This window comes from Enterobacter cloacae complex sp. 2024EL-00711, from assembly GCF_047529885.1.
Classification (GTDB): Bacteria; Pseudomonadota; Gammaproteobacteria; order Enterobacterales; family Enterobacteriaceae; genus Enterobacter; species Enterobacter ludwigii.
In genome coordinates, this window is the sequence record NZ_JBLIZC010000001.1 from 1,059,123 (window position 1) to 1,084,282 (window position 25,160).

At 54.8% G+C, this 25,160-nt stretch carries 19 protein-coding genes; 7 read left to right on the forward strand and 12 right to left on the reverse strand.

The window, feature by feature from the left end; all coding sequences use genetic code 11:
* The first annotated feature begins 5 nt into the window (after nucleotides 1-5).
* Both ssuC and ssuB read left to right on the forward strand, forming a co-directional pair.
* Nucleotides 6-797: an aliphatic sulfonate ABC transporter permease SsuC gene (gene ssuC / locus ACMVME_RS05220; protein WP_014169415.1), complete on the forward strand. Its 792-nt coding sequence runs from the start codon at nucleotides 6-8 to the stop codon at nucleotides 795-797.
* Entirely contained in the window at nucleotides 794-1,564 is a 771-nt protein-coding gene (gene ssuB, locus ACMVME_RS05225; protein WP_032681326.1) for an aliphatic sulfonates ABC transporter ATP-binding protein, read from the forward strand. The genes ssuC and ssuB overlap by 4 nt, the downstream gene beginning before the upstream one ends.
* Nucleotides 1,565-1,607: 43 nt before the next feature.
* Here the strand turns inward: ssuB and pepN are convergent, their stop codons facing one another.
* Nucleotides 1,608-4,220, reverse strand: coding sequence for an aminopeptidase N (gene pepN, locus ACMVME_RS05230; RefSeq protein WP_014169413.1), 2,613 nt, complete (start codon nucleotides 4,218-4,220; stop codon nucleotides 1,608-1,610).
* Nucleotides 4,221-4,475: 255 nt separating this feature from the next.
* Between pepN and pncB the strand changes: the two genes are divergently transcribed.
* The 4 genes from pncB (at nucleotide 4,476) to aspC (ending at nucleotide 10,318) form a co-directional block, all read left to right on the forward strand.
* Nucleotides 4,476-5,678, forward strand: coding sequence for a nicotinate phosphoribosyltransferase (gene pncB / locus ACMVME_RS05235; RefSeq protein ID WP_025204545.1), 1,203 nt, complete (start codon nucleotides 4,476-4,478; stop codon nucleotides 5,676-5,678).
* 169 nt (nucleotides 5,679-5,847) lie between these two features.
* The gene (asnS, locus tag ACMVME_RS05240; RefSeq protein WP_032677806.1) at nucleotides 5,848-7,248 is read left to right on the forward strand and encodes an asparagine--tRNA ligase; all 1,401 of its coding nucleotides are present in this window, start codon (nucleotides 5,848-5,850) and stop codon (nucleotides 7,246-7,248) included.
* Nucleotides 7,249-7,853: 605 nt separating this feature from the next.
* Nucleotides 7,854-8,942: a porin gene (locus tag ACMVME_RS05245; RefSeq protein ID WP_014169408.1), complete on the forward strand. Its 1,089-nt coding sequence runs from the start codon at nucleotides 7,854-7,856 to the stop codon at nucleotides 8,940-8,942.
* Between the two features lie 185 nt (nucleotides 8,943-9,127).
* Entirely contained in the window at nucleotides 9,128-10,318 is a 1,191-nt protein-coding gene (gene aspC / locus ACMVME_RS05250) for an aspartate transaminase (protein ID WP_068794466.1), read from the forward strand.
* 50 nt (nucleotides 10,319-10,368) lie between these two features.
* Here aspC and ACMVME_RS05255 read toward each other — a convergent pair whose 3' ends face one another.
* The 7 genes from ACMVME_RS05255 to cmoM all read right to left on the reverse strand — a co-directional run bounded on the left by ACMVME_RS05255 (nucleotide 10,369) and on the right by cmoM (nucleotide 21,007).
* Nucleotides 10,369-11,016 (reverse strand): MBL fold metallo-hydrolase, encoded by a 648-nt coding sequence (locus ACMVME_RS05255; protein ID WP_020884810.1) that lies wholly within the window; start codon nucleotides 11,014-11,016, stop codon nucleotides 10,369-10,371.
* 20 nt (nucleotides 11,017-11,036) lie between these two features.
* Nucleotides 11,037-11,588, reverse strand: coding sequence for a YcbK family protein (locus ACMVME_RS05260; protein WP_014169403.1), 552 nt, complete (start codon nucleotides 11,586-11,588; stop codon nucleotides 11,037-11,039).
* Between the two features lie 176 nt (nucleotides 11,589-11,764).
* The gene (gene ldtD, locus ACMVME_RS05265) at nucleotides 11,765-13,588 is read right to left on the reverse strand and encodes a L,D-transpeptidase (protein WP_014169402.1); all 1,824 of its coding nucleotides are present in this window, start codon (nucleotides 13,586-13,588) and stop codon (nucleotides 11,765-11,767) included.
* A gap of 177 nt (nucleotides 13,589-13,765) precedes the next feature.
* Nucleotides 13,766-18,217: a chromosome partition protein MukB gene (gene mukB, locus ACMVME_RS05270; RefSeq protein ID WP_068794465.1), complete on the reverse strand. Its 4,452-nt coding sequence runs from the start codon at nucleotides 18,215-18,217 to the stop codon at nucleotides 13,766-13,768.
* Nucleotides 18,217-18,921: a chromosome partition protein MukE gene (gene mukE / locus ACMVME_RS05275; protein ID WP_014169400.1), complete on the reverse strand. Its 705-nt coding sequence runs from the start codon at nucleotides 18,919-18,921 to the stop codon at nucleotides 18,217-18,219. The genes mukB and mukE overlap by 1 nt, the downstream gene beginning before the upstream one ends.
* Complete coding sequence (gene mukF, locus ACMVME_RS05280) at nucleotides 18,902-20,224, reverse strand: chromosome partition protein MukF (protein WP_014169399.1); 1,323 nt, start codon at nucleotides 20,222-20,224, stop codon at nucleotides 18,902-18,904. The genes mukE and mukF overlap by 20 nt, the downstream gene beginning before the upstream one ends.
* 3 nt (nucleotides 20,225-20,227) lie before the next feature.
* Nucleotides 20,228-21,007 carry a tRNA uridine 5-oxyacetic acid(34) methyltransferase CmoM gene (gene cmoM, locus ACMVME_RS05285; protein WP_068794464.1) on the reverse strand — a complete coding sequence of 260 codons (780 nt, stop codon included), beginning with the start codon at nucleotides 21,005-21,007 and terminating at the stop codon, nucleotides 20,228-20,230.
* A 124-nt stretch (nucleotides 21,008-21,131) separates the two neighbouring features.
* On the opposite strand from cmoM, the gene elyC reads away from it, so the two are divergent.
* The gene (gene elyC, locus ACMVME_RS05290) at nucleotides 21,132-21,911 is read left to right on the forward strand and encodes an envelope biogenesis factor ElyC (RefSeq protein ID WP_068794463.1); all 780 of its coding nucleotides are present in this window, start codon (nucleotides 21,132-21,134) and stop codon (nucleotides 21,909-21,911) included.
* Here the strand turns inward: elyC and ACMVME_RS05295 are convergent.
* The 4 genes from ACMVME_RS05295 to ACMVME_RS05310 form a co-directional block, all read right to left on the reverse strand.
* On the reverse strand, nucleotides 21,888-22,781 hold the full coding sequence (locus ACMVME_RS05295) for a YcbJ family phosphotransferase (protein WP_014169395.1): 894 nt from the start codon (nucleotides 22,779-22,781) through the stop codon (nucleotides 21,888-21,890). The genes elyC and ACMVME_RS05295 overlap by 24 nt on opposite strands.
* A 140-nt stretch (nucleotides 22,782-22,921) precedes the next feature.
* Nucleotides 22,922-23,668, reverse strand: a complete 747-nt coding sequence (kdsB, locus tag ACMVME_RS05300; RefSeq protein ID WP_032677803.1) for a 3-deoxy-manno-octulosonate cytidylyltransferase — start codon at nucleotides 23,666-23,668, stop codon at nucleotides 22,922-22,924.
* Entirely contained in the window at nucleotides 23,665-23,847 is a 183-nt protein-coding gene (gene ycaR / locus ACMVME_RS05305; RefSeq protein WP_006174474.1) for a protein YcaR, read from the reverse strand. The genes kdsB and ycaR overlap by 4 nt, the downstream gene beginning before the upstream one ends.
* Before the next feature lie 45 nt (nucleotides 23,848-23,892).
* Nucleotides 23,893-25,122, reverse strand: coding sequence for a winged helix-turn-helix domain-containing protein (locus ACMVME_RS05310; RefSeq protein ID WP_068794462.1), 1,230 nt, complete (start codon nucleotides 25,120-25,122; stop codon nucleotides 23,893-23,895).
* Nucleotides 25,123-25,160: the final 38 nt, after the last annotated feature.

Sequence of the window (25,160 nt, forward strand, 5' to 3'; positions counted from 1 at the left end):
TTGCCATGTCTGCCCCCACACAAAAATGGTTGCTACGTGCCGCCCCATGGTTTTTACCCGTTGGCATTGTGCTTGTCTGGCAACTCGCGTCTTCTGCCGGCTGGCTGTCGAGCCGTATTCTGCCCTCTCCGGAGGGCGTAATAGAGGCATTCTGGTCGCTGAGCGTCAGCGGCGAACTCTGGCAGCATTTGGCCATCAGCTCATGGCGCGCGGTAATTGGTTTTTCGATTGGCGGAAGCATCGGCCTGGTACTGGGTCTGATCAGCGGGCTTTCTCGCTGGGGCGAGCGGCTGCTCGATACCTCCATTCAGATGCTGCGTAATGTGCCGCATCTGGCGCTGATCCCACTGGTCATTTTATGGTTTGGTATTGATGAGAGCGCCAAAATTTTTCTCGTCGCGCTGGGTACGCTGTTCCCGATTTACATTAATACCTGGCATGGGATCCGCAACATCGATCGCGGACTGGTCGAAATGGCACGCAGTTACGGCCTGTCCGGTTTTGCCCTCTTTATGCATGTGATCCTGCCGGGCGCCCTGCCCTCCATAATGGTCGGCGTGCGCTTTGCGCTCGGCCTGATGTGGCTGACGCTGATTGTGGCAGAGACCATCTCTGCAAACTCAGGGATTGGCTATCTGGCGATGAACGCCCGCGAATTCCTGCAAACGGACGTGGTGGTGGTGGCCATTATCCTCTATGCCCTGCTCGGCAAACTTGCCGACGTCAGCGCCCAGTGGCTGGAACGCAGCTGGCTGCGCTGGAATCCAGCCTATATTTCACAGGAGGCTAAAGCATGAATACTGCCCGACTGACTCAGGGTACACCGCTGCTCCTTAACGGTGTCACGAAGCGCTATGGCGAAAACACGATTCTCAACGCGCTGGATCTGCATATTCCTGCCGGACAATTTGTCGCCATTGTGGGCCGCAGTGGCGGCGGCAAGAGTACGCTGTTACGCCTTTTAGCCGGGCTAGAATCCCCCAACGGCGGCGAAATTCTGGCAGGCGCGACACCGCTGGCCACTATTCAGGATGATACCCGCATGATGTTTCAGGACGCGCGCCTGCTGCCCTGGAAAACGGTGATTGATAATGTCGGACTGGGCCTCAACGGCAACTGGCGGGATGAAGCCCGCCAGGCGTTGGCCGCCGTAGGGCTGGAAAACCGTGCGGATGAATGGCCTGCTGCGCTCTCCGGCGGGCAGAAGCAGCGCGTGGCGCTGGCGCGAGCGCTGATACATCGTCCGGGCTTGCTGCTGTTGGATGAGCCACTCGGCGCGCTCGACGCCCTGACGCGAATCGAAATGCAGGACCTGATTGCCGCGCTCTGGCAAAAGCATGGCTTTACGGTACTTCTGGTGACGCACGACGTGAGCGAAGCCGTCGCGATGGCAGACCGCGTGCTGCTAATAGAAGAAGGGAAAATCGGTCTTGATGTCACGGTCGATATTGCGCGTCCGCGCCGCGTAGGGTCGGCAAGACTGGCAGAGCTGGAGGCGGAAGTGCTGAATCGGGTGATGAAGCGCGGGGTCAGCGAGCGAGCGTTAATGACGGCTCACGGCTGACATCCTCCCTCTCCCACCGGGAGAGGGAGGATGGGTCTTTCGATCAGGCCAGTGCCTTAGCGATCTTCTCGTACAGATCGCCAGACAGGTTTTCCAGCCCTTTCAGCTGCTCAAGCGCAGCACGCATTTTCGCCTGGCGCTGTGCATCATAGCGTTTCAGACGGATCAGCGGCTCAATCAGGCGTGACGCCACCTGTGGGTTACGGCTGTTCAGCTCGGTCAACATTTCCACCATAAACTGATAACCGCTGCCATCTTCCGCATGGAACGCCGCCGGGTTGCTGCTGGCAAACGCACCAATCAGGGAACGCACGCGGTTTGGGTTGCTCATGGTGAAGGAGCGATGCTTCAGCAGACTGCGTACATTGCTGAGGGCATCGGCCGCCGGGCTGGTGGCCTGCAGGATAAACCACTTGTCCATCACCAGACCATCCTGATGCCACTTGTCGTCGTACTCCTGCATCAGCGCATCACGGCATGGCAGTTCAGCGGCAACACTTGCAGCCAGGGCTGCAAGCGCGTCGGTCATGTTGTCTGCTTCGTGATACTGCTTGCTCACCAGCGTGTTTGCCAGCTCGCGCTCACCGAAGGCCAGATAACGCAGGCAGGTGTTACGCAGGGAACGTTTACCGATATCAGCATGTTCCACACGATAAGCGTCAAGCTTATTGGCGTTGTAGATTGCGAGGAATTCGTCCGCAAGCTCGTTCGCCAGCGTACGGGTCAGCGCTTCACGCACCGCCACAATGGCAATCGGATCGATGATGTCGAACAGTTCGGCGATTTCGCCTGCGGATGGCAACGTCAGAATTTCAGCCGCCAGCGCCGGGTCAATCTTCTCATCCAGCAGGACTGCGCGGAATGCGTCCGCAACGTGAACCGGCAGCGACAGCGGCTGGCCCTGCTGATGACGATTAACGTTCAGCTTGATGTAGGTCGCCAGCAGGCTTTGCGCCGCATCCCAGCGTGAGAAGTCATTGCGTGCATGGCGCATCAGGAACGTCAGTTGCTGGTCGCTCCACTTATATTCCAGTTTCACGGGCGCAGAGAATTCACACAGCAGCGCGGGAACCGGCTGGAAATAGACGTTATCAAAGATAAAGGTCTGTTCCGCCTGGGTCACGTTCAGTACGTGGTGGACCGGATGGCCGCCCTTCTGCAGCGGGATCACGTTACCCTCGTTGTCATACAGTTCAATACTGAACGGAATGTGCAGCGGGTGTTTTTCTTCCTGCTCTGCCGTTGGCGGCGTGCGCTGGCTGATGGTCAGGGTGTACTGCTCGGTTTCCGGATTGTAGTCGTCTTTGACGGTAACAATCGGCGTGCCGGCCTGGCTGTACCAGCGGCGGAAATGGGAAAGATCGACATTAGACGCATCCTCCATCGCTTGCACAAAATCGTCGCAGGTGGCTGCGCTGCCGTCATGACGCTCGAAGTAGAGCTGCATCCCTTTCTGGAAGTTCTCTTCACCCAGCAGGGTATGGATCATGCGGATAATTTCCGCCCCTTTTTCGTACACCGTCAGGGTGTAGAAGTTATTCATCTCGATGACTTTATCGGGACGGATAGGGTGTGCCATTGGGCTGGCATCTTCCGCAAACTGCAGGCCACGCATGGTGCGCACGTTGTTAATGCGGTTCACCGCACGGGAACCCAGATCGGAACTGAACTCCTGGTCACGGAAGACGGTCAGGCCCTCTTTCAGGCTCAGCTGGAACCAGTCACGGCAGGTGACGCGGTTTCCGGTCCAGTTATGGAAATACTCGTGTCCGATGACGCGTTCAATATCCAGGTAATCTTTATCGGTCGCGGTATCGGTTCGCGCCAGCACGTATTTGGAGTTAAAGACGTTAAGACCTTTATTCTCCATCGCGCCCATGTTGAAGAAGTCGACAGCAACGATCATATAGATGTCGAGGTCATACTCGAGGCCAAAGCGCTCTTCATCCCACTTCATGGAGTTGATAAGCGAGGTCATCGCCCATGGCGCGCGGTCCAGATTGCCGCGGTCGACGAACAACTCCAGCGCGACGTCGCGGCCTGAACGGGTTTTGAACGTATCACGCAGCACGTCGAAATCACCCGCCACCAGCGCAAACAGGTAACACGGTTTCGGGAACGGATCCTGCCACTGTACCCAGTGGCGACCGTTTTCCAGCTCGCCTTCACCTACGCGGTTGCCGTTGGAAAGCAGGAACGGATAGAGGGTTTTATCGGCGATGATTTTCGTTGTAAAGCGTGCCAGCACGTCCGGGCGGTCAAGATACCAGGTAATGTGGCGGAAACCTTCGGCCTCACACTGGGTGCACAGGGCCACGCCAGACTGGTAAAGCCCTTCCAGCGCCGTGTTGGCAGCCGGGCTGATTTCATTCACGATGCGCAGCGTAAAGCGTTCCGGCAGGTTGTCGATAACCAGCTGGTTGCCTTCTATCTTATAGTCAGACCATGCTTGATCATTGATCTGCACGGAGACCAGCGTCAGGTCTTCACCATCCAGACGCAGCGGCACAGCCGTCGCGCTCTGGCGCGTGAGCTGGCTTACCGCCGTGACAACGGTTTTAGTGGCATCCAGGTCAAAAGTCAGATCGATATCGCTAATCAGGTAATCCGGCGCACGGTAGTCGTGGCGGTATTTGGCTTGTGGCTGTTGTGTCATAGAAAACCTTATGCATCGTTTGTCGAATAACGAATCCAGTCTATTCCTGTTGTGTAAAACGCGCTATGCAGAATGTTCATCTTTTCAGGTACAAACACCTTTTTCGCTACATTTGTATAACACGGGGCACAAAATGCCCTCGACCATAAAGAGCGCTTATGTTGTGATCGGGGTTCAATAAATCACTAAACAAGGTATACTCCGGAGTTGTTTATTGTACTAAACGCTCCTGTGAGAGGATGCTACTGCGCACCTATGACTCAATTCGCTTCTCCTGTTCTGCATACATTGCTGGATACCGACGCGTATAAACTGCATATGCAGCAAGCCGTTTTCCACCATTACTATGACGTCCATGTCGCGGCGGAATTCCGCTGCCGTGGTGACGACTTGCTCGGTATCTACGCAGACTCCATTCGTGAACAGGTCGATGCTATGCAGCATCTGACGCTGCAGGACGACGAATATCAGTGGCTCTCTGGCCTGCCCTTCTTTAAAGCTGACTACCTGAACTGGCTGCGCGACTTCCGCTATAAGCCGGAGCAGGTGACCGTGGTCAATGATAACGGCAAGCTGGATATTCGTCTTGAAGGCCCGTGGCGTGAAGTGATCATGTGGGAAGTTCCGCTTCTCGCGGTGATCAGTGAACTGGCCCACCGCTACCGTTCGCCGGAAACCGGCGTTGAGCAGGCGGTCGCGTCGCTGGAAAATAAACTGGCCGCATTCTCAACGCTGACCGAAGGGCTGGATATGTCCCGCTTCCGCCTGATGGATTTTGGCACGCGTCGCCGTTTCTCTCGCGAAGTGCAGCAGGCTATTGTGAAGCGTCTGCAGCAGGAGCCGTGGTTCGTGGGCACCAGCAACTACGATCTGGCACGTCGTCTGGATCTGACCCCAATGGGTACCCAGGCGCATGAGTGGTTCCAGGCGCATCAGCAGATAAGCCCGGACCTGGCAAACAGCCAGCGCGCCGCACTGGCCGCGTGGCTGGAAGAATATCCCAATCAACTGGGCATCGCGCTTACCGACTGTATTACGATGGACGCGTTCTTGCGTGATTTTGGCCCTGAATTTGCCGAACGTTATCAGGGATTACGCCATGATTCCGGGGATCCGGTTGAATGGGGTGAAAAGGCCATTGCCCATTACGAAAAACTGGGCATTGACCCGATGAGCAAGGTGCTGGTCTTCTCCGATAACCTCGATCTGGCGAAAGCGGTCGATCTCTATCGTCATTTCACCTCCAGAATTAACCTGAGCTTTGGGATTGGCACCCGCCTGACCTGCGACATCCCTCAGGTAAAACCTCTGAACATCGTGATAAAACTGGTGGAATGTAACGGTAAGCCGGTAGCGAAGCTCTCCGATAGCCCCGGTAAAACCATCTGCCATGACAAAGCCTTTGTGCGCGCATTACGCAAAGCATTCGATCTGCCGCAGATCAAAAAAGCCAGTTAACCGCTTTCGGGAGCCTTTCAGGCTCCCCTCTCCTCAATTTATTTCTTAATTCTTCTCTTTTGACTGCGAAATCTGCTTGTCTGATGGCGGATGCCAGGTAACATAGATATCCCCCCCAGTAAGGGTGGACAAGTGTTTATTTTTTCCGACTATTAACAGAGAGAATATTATGAGCGTTGTGCCTGTAGCCGACGTACTCCAGGGCCGTGTCGCCGTTGACCAAGAAGTCACCGTGCGCGGATGGGTGCGTACTCGCCGAGATTCTAAAGCTGGCATCTCCTTCCTTGCCGTCTATGACGGTTCCTGCTTTGATCCTGTACAGGCCGTCATTAATAATTCTCTGCCCAATTACAATGATGACGTTCTGCGCCTGACAACGGGTTGTTCCGTTATCGTAACCGGTGTTGTTGTGGCATCACCTGGTCAGGGTCAGAGTTTCGAAATTCAGGCCTCAGCCATTGAAGTCACTGGCTGGGTTGAAGATCCCGACACCTACCCAATGGCGGCAAAACGTCACAGCATCGAATACCTGCGTGAAGTGGCGCACCTGCGTCCACGCACCAACCTGATTGGTGCGGTTGCCCGCGTGCGTCATACGCTGGCGCAGGCGCTGCATCGTTTCTTCGACGAGCAGGGTTATTTCTGGGTGTCTACCCCACTGATCACCGCGTCCGATACGGAAGGCGCGGGTGAAATGTTCCGCGTCTCTACGCTGGACATGGAAAACCTGCCGCGTACGCCAGAAGGTAAAGTGGACTATGACAAAGACTTCTTCGGTAAAGAGGCCTTCCTGACGGTTTCTGGTCAGCTCAACGGTGAAACTTATGCCTGCGCGCTGTCCAAAATCTACACCTTTGGTCCAACCTTCCGTGCAGAAAACTCCAACACCAGCCGTCACCTGGCGGAATTCTGGATGCTGGAGCCTGAAGTGGCGTTCGCAGATCTGGATGATGTCGCGGGTCTGGCAGAAGCGATGCTGAAATATGTCTTCAAAGCGGTGCTGGAAGAGCGTCCTGATGACATGAAATTCTTCGCAGAGCGTGTCGACAGCGATGCAGTCGCACGTCTGGAGCGTTTCGTCTCAGCAGATTTCGCGCAGGTGGACTACACCGACGCGGTGGCCATCCTCGAGAAATGCGGTGAGAAGTTTGAGAACCCGGTTTACTGGGGCGTTGACCTGGCGTCTGAGCACGAGCGTTACCTGGCCGAGAAGCACTTCAAAGCACCGGTTGTGGTGAAAAACTACCCGAAAGACATTAAGGCCTTCTATATGCGCCTTAACGAAGACGGTAAAACCGTTGCGGCGATGGACGTCCTGGCACCGGGCATTGGTGAAATCATCGGTGGTTCTCAGCGTGAAGAGCGTCTTGACGTTCTGGACGCACGCATGGAAGAGATGGGCCTTAATCCTGCGGATTACAGCTGGTATCGCGATTTACGCCGTTACGGTACCGTCCCGCATGCCGGTTTTGGTCTGGGCTTTGAGCGTCTCATCGCCTATGTCACCGGTGTTCAGAACGTCCGTGACGTTATTCCATTCCCACGCACACCGCGTAACGCCAGTTTCTAATCGACTGAATAACAAATGGCCAGCAATTGCTGGCCATTATTTTATTCTGCATTGTCAGTTTTCGTCAGCGCAAAGTCAGCATTTTTAAACCACAACCCCGTTACAACCACTACCTGTTACGTTTTGTTTCCACGAAACATCTACGCACAAAAAATAAACCCTATTCTTATTGCGCTTATTGCAATCTGAAGCAATAGCACAAAATTCAACCAGTTTTACAGCCATCCAGAAGTCTTTTTCGGGTCATAAGAAAAAATGAGCCGTTTGGCTTCTGTTTATAGGAATTGCCTTTATCTAAATTAATTATAAGCTTTTCATATAGATATCAAAGTATCTGCCGTTTAATTCGCCAGTGGACACTGAAATTTGAGGTGGTTCACAAAGTTCCGAAAAATACACATTTGTTTACACATGATTTCTTTTTGTAACTTAATCTTGAGAATTGTAGCACTTTCAGGCTAGCGAAACGGTTCTATGAATGGAAAGATGCCTGTCAGATACATAAAGACACCTAACTCTCATCAATAGTTCCGGAAATATTTATTGACAGAATTTATTGGCGGCAGTGGCGAGTGTCATAAAAAAACCAATGAGGGTAATAAATAATGATGAAGCGCAATATTCTGGCAGTGGTAATCCCTGCCCTGCTGGTAGCCGGTGCAGCTAACGCTGCAGAAATCTATAACAAAAGCGGCAACAAACTGGATCTGTACGGGAAAGTGGTTGGTGAGCACGACTTCGTTACCTCTGGTGACAACACTGACAGCAACGACGCTACCTATGCTCAGATCGGTTTCAAAGGCGAGACTCAAATTAACGACCAACTGACTGGTTTCGGTCAGTGGGAATACCGTGCTCTGGCAAGCCAGGCAGAAAGCAACCAGACTCAGCGTACCCGTCTGGCGTTCGCCGGTCTGAAAGCGGGTGATGCAGGTTCCATCGACTACGGCCGTAACTACGGTATCGTATACGACGTAGAATCTTACACCGATATGGCGCCATCTTTCTCAGGTATGACCTGGGCAAACTACTCTGACAACTTCATGACTGGCCGTAACTCTGGTCTCCTGACTTACCGCAACTCTGACTTCTTCGGTCTGGTTGACGGTCTGAGCCTGGGCCTGCAGTATCAGGGCAAAAACGAGCGTACTGACGTGAGAACCGCTAACGGTGACGGTTTCGGTACCTCTGTAGGTTATGAGTTCGGTGAAGGTTTCGGCCTGATCGGCGCATACAGCAACTCTGACCGTACTGACGCGCAATCCGCAGACGGCAAAGGCGAGAAAGCGGAAGCATGGGCTGTTGGTGCTAAATACGATGCGAACAACATCTACCTGGCAACCACCTATGCTGAAACGCGTAACATGACCCGTGAAGACGACGGTTCTTTCGCAAACAAAACGCAGAACTTCGAAGTTATCGCTCAGTACCAGTTCGACTTCGGTCTGCGCCCATCCGTGTCCTACGTGCAGTCTAAAGGTAAAAACCTTGCACAACGTGGCACCTTCGCTGGCGGCGATGCTGACCTGCAGAAATTCGTTGAACTGGGTGCAACTTACTACTTCAACAAAAACTTCAACATCTATGTTGATTACCAGCTGAACCTGATCGACGACACCGACTACTCTCGTAGCGTGGGTATCGTGAACGGTAAAGACGACCAGGTTGCAATGGCTGTAACCTACCAGTTCTAATCAGTACACCACGTTGTTATATGCTTAATGAACAGGGCTTCGGCCCTGTTTTTTTTATGTCTGATAGCAAAAAATGGCGACTTTTGAAAAGCCGCACGCTTTTTGTCGCAAACGGTTGGCATTTTGTAAATCTACCGTTAACCTGATAGCGGATTTCACTTCTGTAATCACAATGGAACTTCGTCATGTTTGAGAACATTACCGCCGCTCCTGCCGACCCTATTCTGGGCCTGGCCGATCTGTTTCGTGCCGACGACCGCCCTGGTAAAATCAACCTGGGTATTGGTGTATATAAAGATGAAACCGGCAAAACCCCGGTGCTGACCAGCGTTAAAAAAGCTGAGCAGTATTTGCTGGAAAATGAAACCACCAAAAATTACCTCGGTATTGATGGTATCCCTGAATTTGGTCGTTGCACTCAGGAACTGCTGTTCGGCAAAGGCAGTGCAATTGTGAGCGACAAGCGTGCGCGTACAGCACAGACCCCTGGCGGTACCGGCGCGCTGCGCGTCGCGGCGGATTTCCTTGCGAAAAACACCTCTGTTAAGCGTGTCTGGGTGAGCAACCCAAGCTGGCCAAACCACAAGAGCGTATTCAACTCTGCAGGCCTGGAAGTCCGTGAATATGCTTACTACGACGCAGCTAACCACTCTCTGGACTTCGACGGTCTGCTGACCAGCCTGAATGAGGCTCAGGCGGGTGATGTGGTGCTGTTCCACGGCTGCTGCCACAACCCAACCGGTATTGATCCAACGCTGGAACAGTGGGAACAGCTGGCGAAGCTCTCCGTAGAAAAAGGCTGGCTGCCGCTGTTTGACTTTGCATACCAGGGCTTCGCCCGTGGTCTGGAAGAAGATGCGGAAGGTCTGCGCGCTTTTGCTGCCGTGCATCAGGAACTGATCGTGGCAAGCTCTTACTCCAAGAACTTCGGTCTGTACAATGAGCGTGTCGGTGCTTGTACGCTGGTTGCGGCGAATACTGAAACCGTTGATCGTGCATTCAGCCAGATGAAATCCGTGATCCGCGCTAACTACTCTAACCCGCCTGCACACGGTGCCTCTGTCGTTGCGACTATCCTGAGCAACGATGCACTGCGTGCTATCTGGGAACAAGAGCTGAACGATATGCGTCAGCGTATTCAGCGCATGCGTCTGCTGTTTGTGAACACCCTTGCGGAGAAAGGCGCTGACCGTGACTTCAGCTTTATTATTAAGCAGAACGGTATGTTCTCTTTCAGCGGCCTGACCAAAGAACAGGTTCTGCGTCTGCGTGAAGAGTTTGGCGTCTACGCCGTGGCGTCTGGCCGCGTCAACGTTGCAGGCATGACCCCAGACAATATGGCGCCGCTGTGCGAAGCCATCGTCGCCGTGCTGTAAATTGCACCCATAAAAAAAGCCTGCGTAATGCAGGCTTTTTTTTATTCTGGTTACCAGACAGGCATTTCGTCCTGAAGGAACGGGTTATGGAGTCGTTCATAACCCAGCGTCGACATCGGACCGTGTCCAGGGATAAACGTCACATCATCGCCCAGCGGCAACAACTTCTGTTTAATCGACTGAATCAGCTGTCCGTGGTCGCCACGTGGAAAATCGCTGCGTCCTACGCCACCTTTGAAAATCACATCGCCGGAAATCAGCAGACGGGACTGGTCATCAAAGAAGACAATATGGCCTGGCGTATGCCCAGGACAATGCAACACCTGTAAAGTCACATTCCCTACGTTAACGCGCTCTCCTTCATTTAGCCAGCGATCGGGCGTCAGGGGCAGACACTCATCAAGGCCAAACATGCGGCTCTGGGCTGGTAAACCCTGCAGCCAGAACTCATCTTCTTTTTCCGGACCGATCACAGGCACACCGAAGTGCTGTGCCAGCTCCGCCGCCGCACCAACATGATCAAGATGACCATGCGTCAGTAAAATCTGCATCAGCGTGACACCGCTATCAGCGACTTCCTGCTTGATTTTCTCAGCGTCACCGCCGGGATCGACAAGCGCGGCCAGTTTGGTTTGCTCACACCAGATTAATGAACAATTCTGGGAGAATGCAGTAACCGGAATAATACGATAGTTCATACTGCTCCTGTGTTTCGTTATTACCAGTGCCGGACCGGACCGGTATCAATATGCACAAAGTTGCTACTTGGGTAATATCCTACACCACCTGCGCGCATAGATAACGCAGCTTTGCGAATATTGGCTAACGAAACGCCTTCAATATGGAAATCCATTGCCTGTCCCTTCGTGTGATAGCTTTTTTTCGCTACCCCACGGCTGTGGGCGCGCAGTTCATTATTGGTATCAACAGAGCGATAACCAGAAATAAGCTGCACTGGCTTGCTGGTACCCAGCAGGCCCTGAAGGCGGAATAACTGATCAAACAGTCCTGGGTCGATGGCTTTTATTTTATTCGCGCGGAAATCACGGAAAAAATGGTTAAGTCTTGCTAATTCATCCTGAATATAGCCTCTGCCATCGAAGAACTCCGCTTTTAACGACTCACCGGTGTGGAGATTGTTGAGCGTTAAAACTCGCGGACGAGGTGTCGAGAGGGTGGCAAATGCTGGCGTCGGCAAGATGGCCGCTGCGCCGAGCGCAACACCACCTAACGCCAGCAGTTTGCGGCGATTAGCGTCAAATTTGTCCATGATAATCAGGTCTACAGGTCAATGTTTATCGTAAATATGCTTAGCGCACGAAGGGCACCTTAACTGGCAAAGCCGACTACGTCAAGGCACCCAACCCCAGTAAATACGCGGCCTCCAGCCATATAGCCCCGTATTCACCATTACTTACGACAACCTATTTTCCCGAACTGCTTCATTTACCTGATTAATTGTTCAGCTTTTGGCAAAATTTGTGCGCCGGATCGCGCCGTGAGATCATAATTGTAAATATCTGTACGATACTGCGTCCGCCCGTCCTCACCCACAAACGCCGTCAGATAATAAAGATTGACCGGAATATTATGGCGAATATTAACGTAACGCGTATCCCCCTGCTTCAGGGCGTCAGAGATGCGCGTATCGTTCCAGCCTGCATCCTGCAACAGCATATTAGCCAGCTCCGAGGCTTTATTGACACGCACACAGCCTGAACTCAGCGCGCGGGTATCTTTCTGGAACAGATTGTGGTTCGGCGTATCGTGCAGATAGATAGCATCTGAACTCGGCATATTGAACTTGTAGCGTCCGAGCGAGTTATGCGCACCGGGTGCCTGCTGGAACCGGAATGGCAGATTAGACGCGGTAATGGTTGACCAGTCGACCATATAGGGGTCTATCGCCTCTTTGCTGTTCCAGCCGCGCATCACCGTATAGCCATGGCGTTCCAGGTAACCCGGATCGTTCCAGACCTTGGGCAGAATGTCTTTACGTGCCAGCGTCGGCGGTACGTTCCACGGCGGGTTAACCACCACGTTGTTCAGTGCACTGCTCATCATCGGCGTTTTGCGATCGGGACGTCCCACAATCACGCGTGACGCCAGCACTTCACTGCCGTTCTGGTAATAGACCAGCGAATACGCTGGAATATTCACCATGATGCCGGTAGAGAGGGTCCCTGGCAGCAAGCGTAAACGCTGGATATTGAGCGCCAGCACCCCTGCCCGCTGCGCAGGTGAGACGTTCAGCCAGTCGCGCGTTGACTGGCCAATCACGCCATCAGCACCCAGCCCCTGAGCAGCCTGAAACTGCTTAACCGCTGCAACCAGCTCCCGATCGTAGGCCGCGGGCTTATCACTCAGAACGGCGGCTTTTTTCTCTTTCACCGGGGCTGACGGGCTGACAACAACGCTTTGCGCATCATCACCCGGCAGGGCAATTTTAGGCCCGCTATCCAGAATACCGGAGCGTTTGAGGATCTCACGCAGGGCAGGCACATCGCTGCTCCACTGTCCAGGACGCAGCGTCGCGGTACCACGCATCTGCGGCCATGGACGTGAATCCCCGACCAGTTCCAGAAGCGACTGATGCATGGTCGCGTATTGCGGATGTGCCGGCGCGAGGCTCGCAATAAAGCGCGGCAGATCGCCACTATCCAGTGCCAGTTGCCACTGGTTAATTACCGACAGTGCCGGAGTCGCCAGCTTGTAAGGCTTATCGCTGTACAACCAACGGTTACCATTGACCGGAATACCGGCCACAAACTGGAGATACCCCATCATGGCATCGGAAAGCACCACGTCCCGCGCCTGCCCGGTGACAGCAGGATCGGTTAAGAGCTCAACCCATTTTGTGAACTGCGGCTGGAACCCTGCAATGGCGACTTCTGCCAGCTGTTGCTGGAAGGCGCGCACGGCATCACGGTTTTCCCACATGGGTTTCATGTCACGCGCCGCATAGAGCAGCGTGAGCTGGCTGGTATAGACAGGCGTGTAGCCTGCTGGCAGCCCAGACAGCAGCTGCTGGCGAAGCGATTCCGCGTCGATGCCTTCTGGCAACGGTTTAATACCGGCCATGATGGCCGTCGCAGGAGACTGCTCCAGCGGTTGAGACAGCGACGTTGGCTGTGTGCCAGTCGTTGCTGTGCTGTCAGTCGGCACAATTTCAGGCTCGTCGGCCTGAGCGGTTAACAGTGGAGCAAACGTCACTGCCAGGCATAAACTTAGCGCAGACAGCTGACGACCACATTTTTTCTTTAGCAACATCCCTTGCCCCCTGTTTTCACGACATGCCCATCACGTTGGGGCTTTCTTTTATTATAGGGTGACGGCAAACCTGTTGCCTTACCTTATGTAAAGAAGTTTAAAGATAACGCAGCCTTAAACACAAGTTAAGCGAAAAAAAAAGCGGCGCTGGTGCGCCGCTCACGGTTAGAAAACGCCTCAGGACGCGTCTGCCGTTGTTTCCGGTAAGGATTCTGGCGGCTGGGGAGCAAAACCGCGTAACCCGACCACGTGAACGTGTTCGGTATTCTGGAATACCTTACGCACCAGTTTATACGTGGTGCCTTTCTCAGGACTGATGTTCTCCGGCGCTGCGATAATGAGCTGCATATCAAGACGCTCACAGAGTTCAAACAGCGTGGCAATTGAGCGGGCGTCAAGACGCGCAGCTTCATCCAGGAACAGCAGTCGACATGGGGAGATATCTTTGCCGCGCAGACGACGCGCCTCATCTTCCCAGCTCTGGACCACCATCACCAGAATCGACATCCCGGTACCGATAGCTTCACCGGTAGAGAGTGCACCGGACTCCGCACGGAGCCAGCCGTCTGAACCACGGTTAACCTCCACTTCCATTTCCAGGTAGTTACGGTAATCCAGGAGCTCTTCACCAATGGTTTGCGGCGTGCGTTGCCCCATGTCAATCTGCGGATTAAGGCGCTGATACAGTTTCGCCAGCGCTTCGGAGAAGGTCAGACGGTTGCTGTTGAACAGATCCTGATGCTGTTCGTGCTGTTCAGACAACACTTCCAGCAGCGTCGAGTGCGCTTCACGCACGTTCACGTTCAGACGCACGCTGTTTACCTGACCAAACGATACGCTCTGCAAGCCCTGGTTCAGCTGGCGAATTCGGTTCTGCTCGCGCTGGATGGTTTTACGGATGATATTCGCCACGCTGCGGGAACTGATAGCCAGTTTCTGCTCGCGGGAGGTCAGCTCTTCCGTCAGGCGGCCCAGTTCGATTTCCATCTGCTCAATGGCTTCGACCGGATCGTCGGTACGAATGATGTCCTGACGAATACGTTCACGCAGGTGCTGATAAACGGCCACGAAGAACTGGATCTTACGCTCAGGGCGTTTCGGATCTTCGGACATACGCAGCACATCGCGCAGGTGTTCGTTATCCGCCACCGCCAGACGCAAGGCACCCAGCGCCTTATCCGACATAGAGCGCAGTTCATCCGCAGAGAGATAGGCCAGCTCGCGACGATGCAGACGGCGTTCAACGTTATTGTCTTTCACCATCCGCATGACGGCGCACCAGCCCGCCTTCGCGGTCACGACCTGCTCACGCATTTCGTGATAATCACGCTCCAGCTTGCGCAGGCGACGAGTCAGGTTATCCATTTCCGCTTCACAGAAGGTCAGCGCTTTTTCCAGCTGATTACGACGTGCGCGGTTATTACTGAGCTGCGCATGCAGTTCATCACGACGGATACGCGCCCGCTCTTCTGCTCCGCTGTCAGCACGGACGCCAATGTCCTGCAACTCTTTCTGAAGATCGTTTAACAGCTCTTTCTTGGTGTCGAAGGAGCTTTTCAGCGAGGCCAGGACCTGATTGTACTGGTTCAGCTGTGCCGAGTGGCTACGCATCGCATCACGGGCGCGAGTACGTTCCGCTTCAGCCTGTTCAAGGCGCTGACGCAGCTTCTCATTGAGATCGCTGTTACCGCTCAGCATCTCCGCGGAATCGGAGTAGCCGAAGTGGGCCCGGCGCTGCACCACTTCCGTCAGGGCAAACGCCTGCTGGCGCGCTTCGCGCTGCACCTGCTGCGACCAGGCGTAATCTTCTTTTAACTGCTCGAACTGCTCCGGATCGCTCTGCAACACGGAGACCATTGGTTCGAGCTTCGCCAGCTGATTACCGTACTGCTGAACAAAACGTGCCGCTTCCTGAGCTTCATTCAGACGTTCCTGAATCTCATCCACGCGGTCAGCCAGCGTGTCATCTGCCAGCAGATTCAGGCGAGGCAGGATGCGGTTAAGGGCCGCAACGCCCTCTTTCGCCTGTTCGAACTGAACGCGGCTTTGCTGGTTGTCATTTTCATGGTTTGAGATCGCACGCTCAAGCTCGCCACGACGGGTGTTGAGCTTGCGAATTTCGGCTTCCGGGTCAGCTTCAAACGCCACGCCCAGATGGCTGCCGATAAAGCGGCTGAACGCCTGATGAAGACGCTGGGTTTTCTGCACGTCAAACGACAGGGTCGCAAAACGTTCAGACAGCGTCTCACGCTCGGCGTGCAGACTTTCAATCCGGTTTTCACGCGCTGCGCGACCAAACAGCGGAAGCTCAGGGAAGCGAGAATAACGCCACTGACGATCGGCGATTTTGACGACAACCGCTTTTTCCAGCTCATCGACGCTGAATACGCTGTCATCGAACGACTGCGGGTCCCCTTCGATTAAATAGAGGTCTTCCGGGCAATCTTCCAGCCCTGCCAGCTGGTCAGCAATCAGCGACAGATCCGGGACCACAATCGCGTTACGTGATGGGCCATACAGGGCTGAGAAGTACGGCGCATCGTCCAGACCGACATCGTCATAGATTTCGGACAACAGCACGCCGCCAAAACGTTCAGCCAGGGCGTTCAGACGTGAATCTTCCGAACCACCAGGCTGGCTTAAGCGCTCAATCTCTTCATCGATCTCACGTTTACGGGCGCCGACTTCATCGCGCTCAACAATCGCCTCGCGCTCGCGCTCCAGCAGCTGTTGCAGATATTCGGTCACGTCCTGGCTGGACTCAAACTGTTCGCCGCACTGTTCACTGAGCTGGTTCAGGCTGCTTTGGGCAGCCAGCCAGACTGGTGCACGCTGCAGCAGCACCTTAGAACGGGACTGCAGCTGCTCCATCTCCTGGCGCAGCGTCATGCGCTGTTCACTGGCGTTGGATACGGAATCGGAAAGCGCAGCAATACGCGCTTCGAGCTCCTGATGCAGAGCTTCAAGATCGTCGAAATCGTAATTTTTGCCCTGGCGCTTACAGAACTCCGCCAGCATACGCTCGGCTTCCTGCTGTTCGCGAAGACGCTGTTCCAGTTCGTTCAGGCGCATACGCAGCGGCTGAACCTGCTCGGCCAGATGGCGCTGGTTCACACCGTCGCGCAGCAGTTCACGGGCAACTTCCCACGCTTCGTTACGCGCAAGCGGTCCGTTAATTGCCACAACCAGCTGGTACGCTTGCTCAAACTGACTGTGCGCCGTTTGCGCGACGCTCATCTTCTGTTCAAGCGAGAGCAGTTTCTCGGTCGCTTCCTGCTCTTTGGCCTGGAAGGTATCCAGCCACTGGTCAGCGCTTTCCGGGGTGAGGTCAGGCAGATGACACAGCTCTTTTGCACGCTGTAACGCCTGAAGTGCCTGGGTATACTGAATTGCACGCGTCTGCTGCACGTCCAGCGCCTGCTGGTAATCGGCCAGCTGATTTTTCAGCTCATCCACTTCCAGCTCGGCGGCCTCGGCACGTGCTTCGTTCTCTTCCTGCATGTCGGCAGCTTCCGCCACCACTTCATTTTGCTCTTCGAGACGAATTTGCAGCTCATCGAGATCCGCTTCATAGCGCTCGATCTTCTCCTGCTGACGCAGGGCGGTCTGCACCAGGTTCAGGTGATCGCTGGCAGCCTGGTAATCGGCTTCCAGATCGCCTTCGGCACCGTTGTGCTCGCCCAGTTCACGCGCCATTTCGACGTGCTTATACTGCTCAGCCACCAGCTGTTTACGGGAGGTAAACAGCTCGCGGCGGTACTCTAACGCCTGATCGAGATGGACACGACGTTCATTGGCGTGACGCATATAGTCCGCCGCCACGTAGTTGGTGGCCTCGCTAATCAGGTGCTTAAACAGGTCACGGTCAGACTGCGTCACGCGAATGGCTTCGAGCGTCATGCGGTTTTCACGCAGCGCGGCTTCCATATCCTGGAAGGCCTTACGCACGCCGCTGTTTTCCGGCAACAGGTAGTCGCGCAGGGAGCGGGTAATGGCGCTGGAGATACCACCGTACAGCGATGCTTCGATCAAACGGTAGTATTTGCTACGGTCAGACGCGCTGCGCAGACGACGCGCCACAACGCCCAGATCAAACATCAGGGAGTGGTAATCCGTAATGGAGTTGAACTGCTTGAACTGCACGCCTTCGATGGTTTCGAGCTTATCTTTCAGCTCCTGCAGCGTCAGCACGCGCGCATGGCGCTCATTCAGGGTTTCCGTCAGCAGCGCTGTGGGCTGCATGGAGGTTGGCAGACCCTGGATGGCAAACGGTTTAATGTCCACTTTACGGTCACGGCCTGCGACCTGCTGCAGACGTACCCCCACCACCACACGCTGATGTCGGGAGTTAATGACGTCCAGTACCGAATAACAGACGCCTGCTTTGAGTTTGCCGTGCAGGCCTTTATCGCGAGAGCCGCTGGTCGCCCCCGCTTCGGTGGTGTTACGGAAATGGAGCAGCGTCAGATCGGGGATCAGTGCCGTAACAAACGCCGCCATGGTGGTGGATTTACCCGCACCATTACCACCGGAGAGCGTCGTAACCAGCTCATCCAGATCGAACGTCCGGGCAAAGAAGCCGTTCCAGTTAATCAGCGTTAGTGAGCGAAATTTACCGCGTTCAATCATTACTCTTCCTCCCCGCTATCCGGCAGATTCTCTTCATGCTCATCATCGAGCTGCAAATGGTTTTCCACCGGCATCGCTTCACCGTCGCGGATCATGCGAAGCTGCGCTTCACGCGCATCGTCGCCCGCACGCACATCGGCGCCGAAGCGGAAGACAGATTCCGTGATGCGGAATTTGCTGCTGTCATGGCCCATAAACCAGACCATGCCCAGACGACGCAGACGGTTAAGGGAAGAGCGAACTTTTTCCTGCAATTTCTGGCGGTCAAGATCCGAGCCGGTGGAGCGGTTGTTCACCAGCTTAAGCAGCTTGCTCTCATCCGCCAGCGCCAGCAGCTCGTCGTAAAGCTCCTGCTGGGTGAAGATGCCTTCATTTGCCAGACGCTCCGGGCTGAGATAGAGGTAACAAAGAATTTTGCCGACCATCATATCCAGCTCAGAGAGCACGGAACGCGGAATCAGGGTTGTGGAACGTGGACGCAGGTAGAAAAACCCTTCCGGTGCGCGGATAAGCTCCACGTTATAGCGGGCGTAAAACTCTTCCAGGTACTCCTGGAAGTCCATCAAAAAGGCGTGATTGTCCAGCTCGTCTAAGCCAATGTGACGACCGGCACGCAGTTGGCTGTCCAGCGCCGGAAACAACGGATTCGCCAGCGCCTGTGCCAGCTTAACTGGCATCACTTGTTCAATATTTGTCAATGACATGCGCCTGTACCTTGGCTCCGTAATCGTTAATCGGCTGCCACTTCGGCGGCAGCCCGGTGAAATCTGCTTGCGCGACGCCCAGACGCACGGCCTGGTCTACCACGATGCGGGCGATGTCGAAGTGGCGCGCGCGAGGATATTGCGCCAGATAGTCGCGCACCACGAGCCCAAGATCCAGCGGCACTTGTCTGGTTTTGTAGACAGCGAGCTGTTCTTCGATCATCGCCGCAAGTTGCTCACGAATTTCGTTGAACTCTTCATATTCCAGATCCGGTGGCAGTTCACCGGTCACTTCTTCATCGCGCAGGGCCATCTCTTCGTCGCGCATATCCAGCAGACGATCGGCACTGGCGTAAGTCAGCGCCCATGGCGCATCGAAATAGGTCTGTACCGACTGGCGCAGACGCTGAGCAAAGACGCGGTTTTTATCCATATCGATCGCGGTACGGATAAATTTATGCACGTGACGGTCATAACCGATCCACAGGTCAATCGACTGCTGACCCCAGCTGATAATACGATCGAGTTTGCTCTGCAGATCGAACACCAGACGGTCAATAAAATGCAGATCGTCATGGGCCATGGTCGCATCCTGGATGCGCAGCAGGTTCGCCTGAAGCTTATCCCCTGCGGCTTCCAGCGTATCCTGCAGTTCACGCAGCGTACCCGAGGTTTCCGACAGCAACATTTCACAGCTGGAGATGGCCGCACGCCAGTCTTTATTCAGCAACTGCGCGATATCGTCTTTTACCTGTTGCTGCTGTTCATCCATCAGACGCTGGGTCAGATCGATGCTGTCGAAAATCTCTGCCACCGAATATTTCAGCGGCGCATAGACGTTACGGTGCCAGTGGAATTCGTCACCGTTTTCATCCGCTGCATCGGCGGCGCGCTTAAGTTCACCCGCCACAATCGAGAGCTGCATGGAAAGACGCAGCGTGGAAAATTCACGCTGGCGGATGTAGTAATCGGTGATGCCGATACCCAGTGGCGTCAGACGATAGATGGCGTTTCCTTCCGCCTGCTCGCTGGTAAAGCGGTTCAGCAGACGTTGACGCACCATATCGTTGATTGCGTTGTTGGCACGCACGCTAATGGTTTCGCTGGTTTGCTCAAACGCATCACTGACATGGCGGAACGCATCCACCAGTTCACCCTCGCTCATTTCGCCATCCAGCCGTTCGCCGTTCAGCGTGGCAACCGCCAGCAGGAAAGAGAGTCTGTCTACCGGCAGCGAGATGGAGAAATCGTTTTTCCTGGCCCAGGCAACCAGTTCGGGGACTGTCTGGGAAAATTCACTCATAGGTTATCCTTGCATCTGCGGCTTGTGCGCGGTGACGTGAATATAGCGGCCAAGACTGACAAAAGGTTCCTGACGGCAATACCGCGTTTCTAATTCTTTTAAGGTGTCAAAACAGTCACGCTGTTTGTGTTTTTCACGCAGATAATCATGAAACACCCTGACGCCCGTTTTCCCGGTTATCTGCCAGCCAATCTCTTCCAGCCAGCCATACACCTGCTGCGGATCACGCGGATAATCCGGGGAAAGCGTGCGTTTTTTCTTTTTTGGCATCCCGACCTGAACATAGTCAAAGTTACCCGCAACCATGTTGTGCATCAGGAAGCCGTTAGCATTGTAGAACATCAGTGACAGCGTACCGCCCGGGCGCAACATCGACCACAGGGTGCGTAACACGCTTTGCGGATCGGCAACCCACTCCAGCACTGCATGAAACAATATCAGATCAACCTGGGTTTCCAAATGCTGTGCGATGTCCTGAGCGGCGCATTGTATAAAATGCATGTTGTCGCTCACACCTTTCTCTTCTGCGGCACGCGTCGCACGCGCGATCATCTCAGCAGAAAGATCGCAAAGCGTTACGTGATGACCGCGCTGGGCCATTTTAATAGCCGTCTGCCCTTCACCGCCGCCAGCGTCCAGCACGCGCAACGTTTGCCCCTCAAACGAGGCCAGGATGTTGTCCAGATCCTGCCAGAGGATCGTCTGACGCAACTGCCCTTTCGTGGTGCCATAAATGTTGCGCGAAAACTTTTCCGCGATGTCATCAAAATTGCGATCCCGCATTGGGAGAGTTCCACTCGCTAACTGCAAAACCGCTATTTTGTCACACCCGCGCGGAGAATGAACCTCTCTGGTGTAATATCACGAGTAATCACCTGCTATATGGTTAAAAAAGGAACCAAAAAGGATGCTTTTTACCCTGAAGAAATACATTGGGGGGATGATGCTTCCCCTTCCACTGCTGCTTATCATCATTGCGCTGGGGCTGGCGCTGGTGTGGTTTAGTCGCTTTCAGAAGAGTGGCAAAACGCTTATTACCGTCGGCTGGCTGGTCCTCCTGCTGCTGAGTCTGCAACCGGTCGCGGATAGCCTGTTACGCCCTGTCGAAAACAGGTACCCGACATGGCAGGGTCATCAGGAGGTAAAGTATATCGTGGTGCTGGGTGGGGGTTACACCTGGGATCCGAACTGGGCGCCCAGTTCAAACCTGATTAACAACAGCCTGCCTCGACTGAACGAAGGCATTCGCCTGTGGCTGGCGAATCCGGGATCGAAAATGATCTTTACCGGTGCGGCGGCAAAAACAAACCCGGTCAGCACGGCCGAAGCCGGAGCCAGAGTGGCTGAATCGCTGGGTGTACCGCGTTCCGCTATCATCACGCTGGACAGCCCAAAAGACACTGAAGAAGAAGCTGCCGCCGTGAAGCAGGCGATTGGCGATGCCCCGTTCCTGCTGGTTACGTCCGCCTCGCACCTGCCGCGGGCGATGATTTTCTTCGAAAGAGTTGGCCTGCATCCCCTCCCCGCGCCGGCTAACCAGATGGCCATCGACGCGCCGCTTAACCCGTGGGAACGGACGATCCCGTCCCCGGTATGGCTGATGCACAGCGATCGTGTCGGTTACGAAACACTTGGACGCCTCTGGCAATGGCTAAAAGGCGCGTCAGGCGAGCCAGGGCAGGAGTGATTTCGTGGCGAGATCGAAGTTGGCGCGATTAAAACGGCCAGTATTGACCAGTTGCGCCACTTCATCCCAGAGCAGATAGAGCCAGCGGCGCCAGAGAAACGCTTCTGCAACCGGCGCCCGCTGGAGATAATGCCAGAGTAACCCCTCTGCGGCCCCGCTGTCGCTGAGCCTGAACAACTCGTACTCGCGCGGTGCCCAGAGCATGATCCCCGGCCCTACCATTGCCAGGAGCTGGTCGCTGCGAGGGTCTTTCAGCATGCTGCGCAGGGTAAAATTGCCGTGAACCAGCACGCAGTTGTCGTTAAAGCCGTCAAACAGCGCGGGCAAACACTCCCGGGTGCGGAACAAAATACGTTTGTCCTGCATGGTCAAACCGGTGTTATTAAACTGGTTAAGGGTGCCCCACAACACTTCCACCCGCTGGCGGTACCACAGTGGCCACAGGTTTTCCTGGGTGCTGTCTACCGGCCCGACGAGCCCACCGCTGTCTTGTCTGTGCCAGCCCAGCAGCGCCTCGACAATCTGATCTTTCAGCTGTTCCCAGCGTTCCGGTGAACGAGCAGGCGCTTCCACAGGCACGCCACGTAACCGCTCAATCAGCAGGACATCGGGGCCGGGGTGTTCTTCATGCGTCATCACGCCATACACCGTCGGCATGCGGACGGTCCCTTGTCGCGCAAGCATCGACATTTTCCAGGCCAACTGCCTGGCAACGCCCGGCGAGGTAAAACTTCGGGCCATCAGCGGCATTGGGTTTCCCTGGCTGTCATATAACGACCAGAGTGCGGTATCTGCTTTTTCGTTCACACACTCAACCCTGCTTAACTTCTCACCCAGCAGATGGCTCAGTTCAGCACGCAGCTGTTCCATATGAGATTACCCCCATTAAGACTACTGCTTTTATAATGAGCGCGCGGACAGAAGATGTCACCCGACAGAGATCAATTATGGAAAAGAAAGGGAAAATAACCTGGAGAGAGCATCCCCCGTAAGGAGGGATGCGGGCGCTATTAACGCAATTCGGCGCGGACGCGCTCAAGATCTTCCGGGGTGTCAACACCCGTACCTGGCACTTCCTGCGCAACGGCAACGTGGATTTTTTCCCCGTACCAGAGCACGCGGAGCTGCTCCAGCATTTCGATATGCTCCAGCGGGCTGGGTGCCCAGGTGACATAACGACGAATAAAGCCAGCGCGGTAGCCGTAGATCCCCAGATGACGCAGGAATGAATCACCAATGGTCTCTTTTGAAACCGCAAAACGATCACGATCCCAGGGAATAGTGGCGCGAGAGAAGTAGAGCGCATAGCCCTCGGCATCCATCACCACTTTCACCGCGTTCGGATTAAACGCCTCTTCAGCGTGGAGCACAGGTACCGCGAGCGTAGCCATACCGACCTGGCGCTGCGCCAGGTTTTCCGCCACCTGGCGAATAATGACCGCCGGGATCATCGGCTCGTCGCCCTGTACGTTAACGATGACCGTATCATCATTAAAACCGCATTTCTCAACCACTTCTGCCAGCCGCTCTGTGCCGGACTGGTGATCGGCGCGGGTCATGCACACTTCTCCGCCAGCCGCCTCAACCGCACGGGCAACGTCCGGATGATCGGTTGCCACGATAACGCGCTCAGCACCGGACTCACGCGCACGTTCAAGGACATGCACAATCATCGGTTTGCCGTTGATATCCACCAGCGGTTTACCCGGCAGACGGGTTGATGCATAACGCGCAGGAATAATGACAACAAAACTCATGGTTTGCTCTCTTCTGCCACCAGGGAGCGGGCTTCGTTTTCCAGCAATACCGGAATACCGTCGCGCAGCGGGAATGCCAGACTGTCCAGCTTGCAAATCAGCTCTTGTTTGTCCTGGCTGTAGTAAAGTTTGCCGTTGCACACCGGGCAGGCAATAATTTCAAGTAAACGGTGATCCATAGTTCCTCCGTATGGGTAATCGCTAAAGCTTAACACATTCCTTTTTCAGGGAGTGTCTGTTTCCCAGCCACGTCGACAGGTGCTAAACAACCCGTCAGGCACCCTACCCAGCGCCACGTCGTGGGCCTCCTGCCAGCGTGCGAATTCGCTAATGGCGGAGGTTAATCCTTTTTCCAGCGCCGCGGTGGTCTTGATCCCCTCTTCAAGATAGAGCGCGATAATCTCCAGCGTGCCGGTTTTGCGGTGCATTTTGGCGTCCATTCGACCGACCAGTTGCCCTTTGTGCAGCAGAGGCAACACAAAGTAGCCGTACTGACGCTTTGGCGCGGGGGTGTAACACTCAAGCCGATAGCTGAAATTAAACAGCTGTTCGGCCCGTTTTCTGTCCCACACGACCGGATCGAAAGGCGATAACACCGTGCTGTGGGTTGCCTGAAGCTTACTGTCCAGAGCCTGGGGTAAGAGCGGGAGGAGATCCGAATGCAGCCACATGTCCCCGAGGGTTTCTACCGTGACGGGGATAACACGATGTTCACGCTGCCACATTTCCAGTAGCGGTTTCAGGGCCGGCTGGCGAAGGCGATAGTAATCCGCCAGCCACTGCGGCCGGAAAATGCCCAGACTGCGGGCGCTGTTCTCCAGCATGATGGCTTCCGCTGCCTCCTGGGTGAGTAAGTCACGCTCATCGTCCCAGTGGGGCATCACGCGGTGCGTCAGGTCATACACGCGCTGAAAATTACGCCGTTCAATCACCATGACTTTGCCGGATGTAAACAGTCCTTCAAGGTGGCGTTTGTGCGGCTTCCACTCCCACCAGCCGCTGGTCCCTTTTCTCGGATGTTCAAAATCGGCGGAACGTACAGGACCGTTTTGCTGAATATGCTCGATAAGCTGTGCTATTTCAGTCGCGTGCTCCTGCATCCATTCCTGGCGGTATTTCCAGCCCATCTTTTCGGGGGCCAGCATGCGATGGCGAACCAGGGCAAAATCGCTGCGCGGCAGGAAACAAGCCTCGTGCGCCCAGTACTCCATTAAGTCCCCCTTACTGAGCGCGTCATCCAGCCACTGAGGAGGATAATTCCCCAGTCGACTAAACAGCACAAGGTAAGGGCTACGGGCCACGATATTAATGGTGTCAATTTGAAGGAGCGACATGCGCTGAACGGTAGAGAGAATATCGGCGGGCTGCGCGCGGCGGCGGGGCTTTTTGAGCAGCCCCTGTGCGGCAAGGTGCAAATGACGTGCGGCTGAAAGCGAGAGTTGCGGTAAAGACATGCGTTTTCCTGTCAGTCAAAGCGCCACCAGAACCGCGT

What these genes read in the sequence shown, in the direction of transcription:
- aspC (WP_068794466.1), top strand. Translation starts at nt 9,128, where the DNA reads ATGTTTGAGAACATTACCGCCGCTCCTGCCGACCCTATTCTGGGCCTG.
- ldtD (WP_014169402.1), bottom strand. Translation starts at nt 13,588, where the DNA reads ATGTTGCTAAAGAAAAAATGTGGTCGTCAGCTGTCTGCGCTAAGTTTA.
- ycaR (WP_006174474.1), bottom strand. Translation starts at nt 23,847, where the DNA reads ATGGATCACCGTTTACTTGAAATTATTGCCTGCCCGGTGTGCAACGGC.
- asnS (WP_032677806.1), top strand. Translation starts at nt 5,848, where the DNA reads ATGAGCGTTGTGCCTGTAGCCGACGTACTCCAGGGCCGTGTCGCCGTT.
- ACMVME_RS05260 (WP_014169403.1), bottom strand. Translation starts at nt 11,588, where the DNA reads ATGGACAAATTTGACGCTAATCGCCGCAAACTGCTGGCGTTAGGTGGT.
- ACMVME_RS05255 (WP_020884810.1), bottom strand. Translation starts at nt 11,016, where the DNA reads ATGAACTATCGTATTATTCCGGTTACTGCATTCTCCCAGAATTGTTCA.
- ACMVME_RS05310 (WP_068794462.1), bottom strand. Translation starts at nt 25,122, where the DNA reads ATGTCTTTACCGCAACTCTCGCTTTCAGCCGCACGTCATTTGCACCTT.
- ACMVME_RS05245 (WP_014169408.1), top strand. Translation starts at nt 7,854, where the DNA reads ATGATGAAGCGCAATATTCTGGCAGTGGTAATCCCTGCCCTGCTGGTA.
- ssuB (WP_032681326.1), top strand. Translation starts at nt 794, where the DNA reads ATGAATACTGCCCGACTGACTCAGGGTACACCGCTGCTCCTTAACGGT.
- mukE (WP_014169400.1), bottom strand. Translation starts at nt 18,921, where the DNA reads ATGTCATTGACAAATATTGAACAAGTGATGCCAGTTAAGCTGGCACAG.
- kdsB (WP_032677803.1), bottom strand. Translation starts at nt 23,668, where the DNA reads ATGAGTTTTGTTGTCATTATTCCTGCGCGTTATGCATCAACCCGTCTG.
- elyC (WP_068794463.1), top strand. Translation starts at nt 21,132, where the DNA reads ATGCTTTTTACCCTGAAGAAATACATTGGGGGGATGATGCTTCCCCTT.
- cmoM (WP_068794464.1), bottom strand. Translation starts at nt 21,007, where the DNA reads ATGCGGGATCGCAATTTTGATGACATCGCGGAAAAGTTTTCGCGCAAC.
- pncB (WP_025204545.1), top strand. Translation starts at nt 4,476, where the DNA reads ATGACTCAATTCGCTTCTCCTGTTCTGCATACATTGCTGGATACCGAC.
- pepN (WP_014169413.1), bottom strand. Translation starts at nt 4,220, where the DNA reads ATGACACAACAGCCACAAGCCAAATACCGCCACGACTACCGTGCGCCG.
- ssuC (WP_014169415.1), top strand. Translation starts at nt 6, where the DNA reads ATGTCTGCCCCCACACAAAAATGGTTGCTACGTGCCGCCCCATGGTTT.
- ACMVME_RS05295 (WP_014169395.1), bottom strand. Translation starts at nt 22,781, where the DNA reads ATGGAACAGCTGCGTGCTGAACTGAGCCATCTGCTGGGTGAGAAGTTA.
- mukB (WP_068794465.1), bottom strand. Translation starts at nt 18,217, where the DNA reads ATGATTGAACGCGGTAAATTTCGCTCACTAACGCTGATTAACTGGAAC.
- mukF (WP_014169399.1), bottom strand. Translation starts at nt 20,224, where the DNA reads ATGAGTGAATTTTCCCAGACAGTCCCCGAACTGGTTGCCTGGGCCAGG.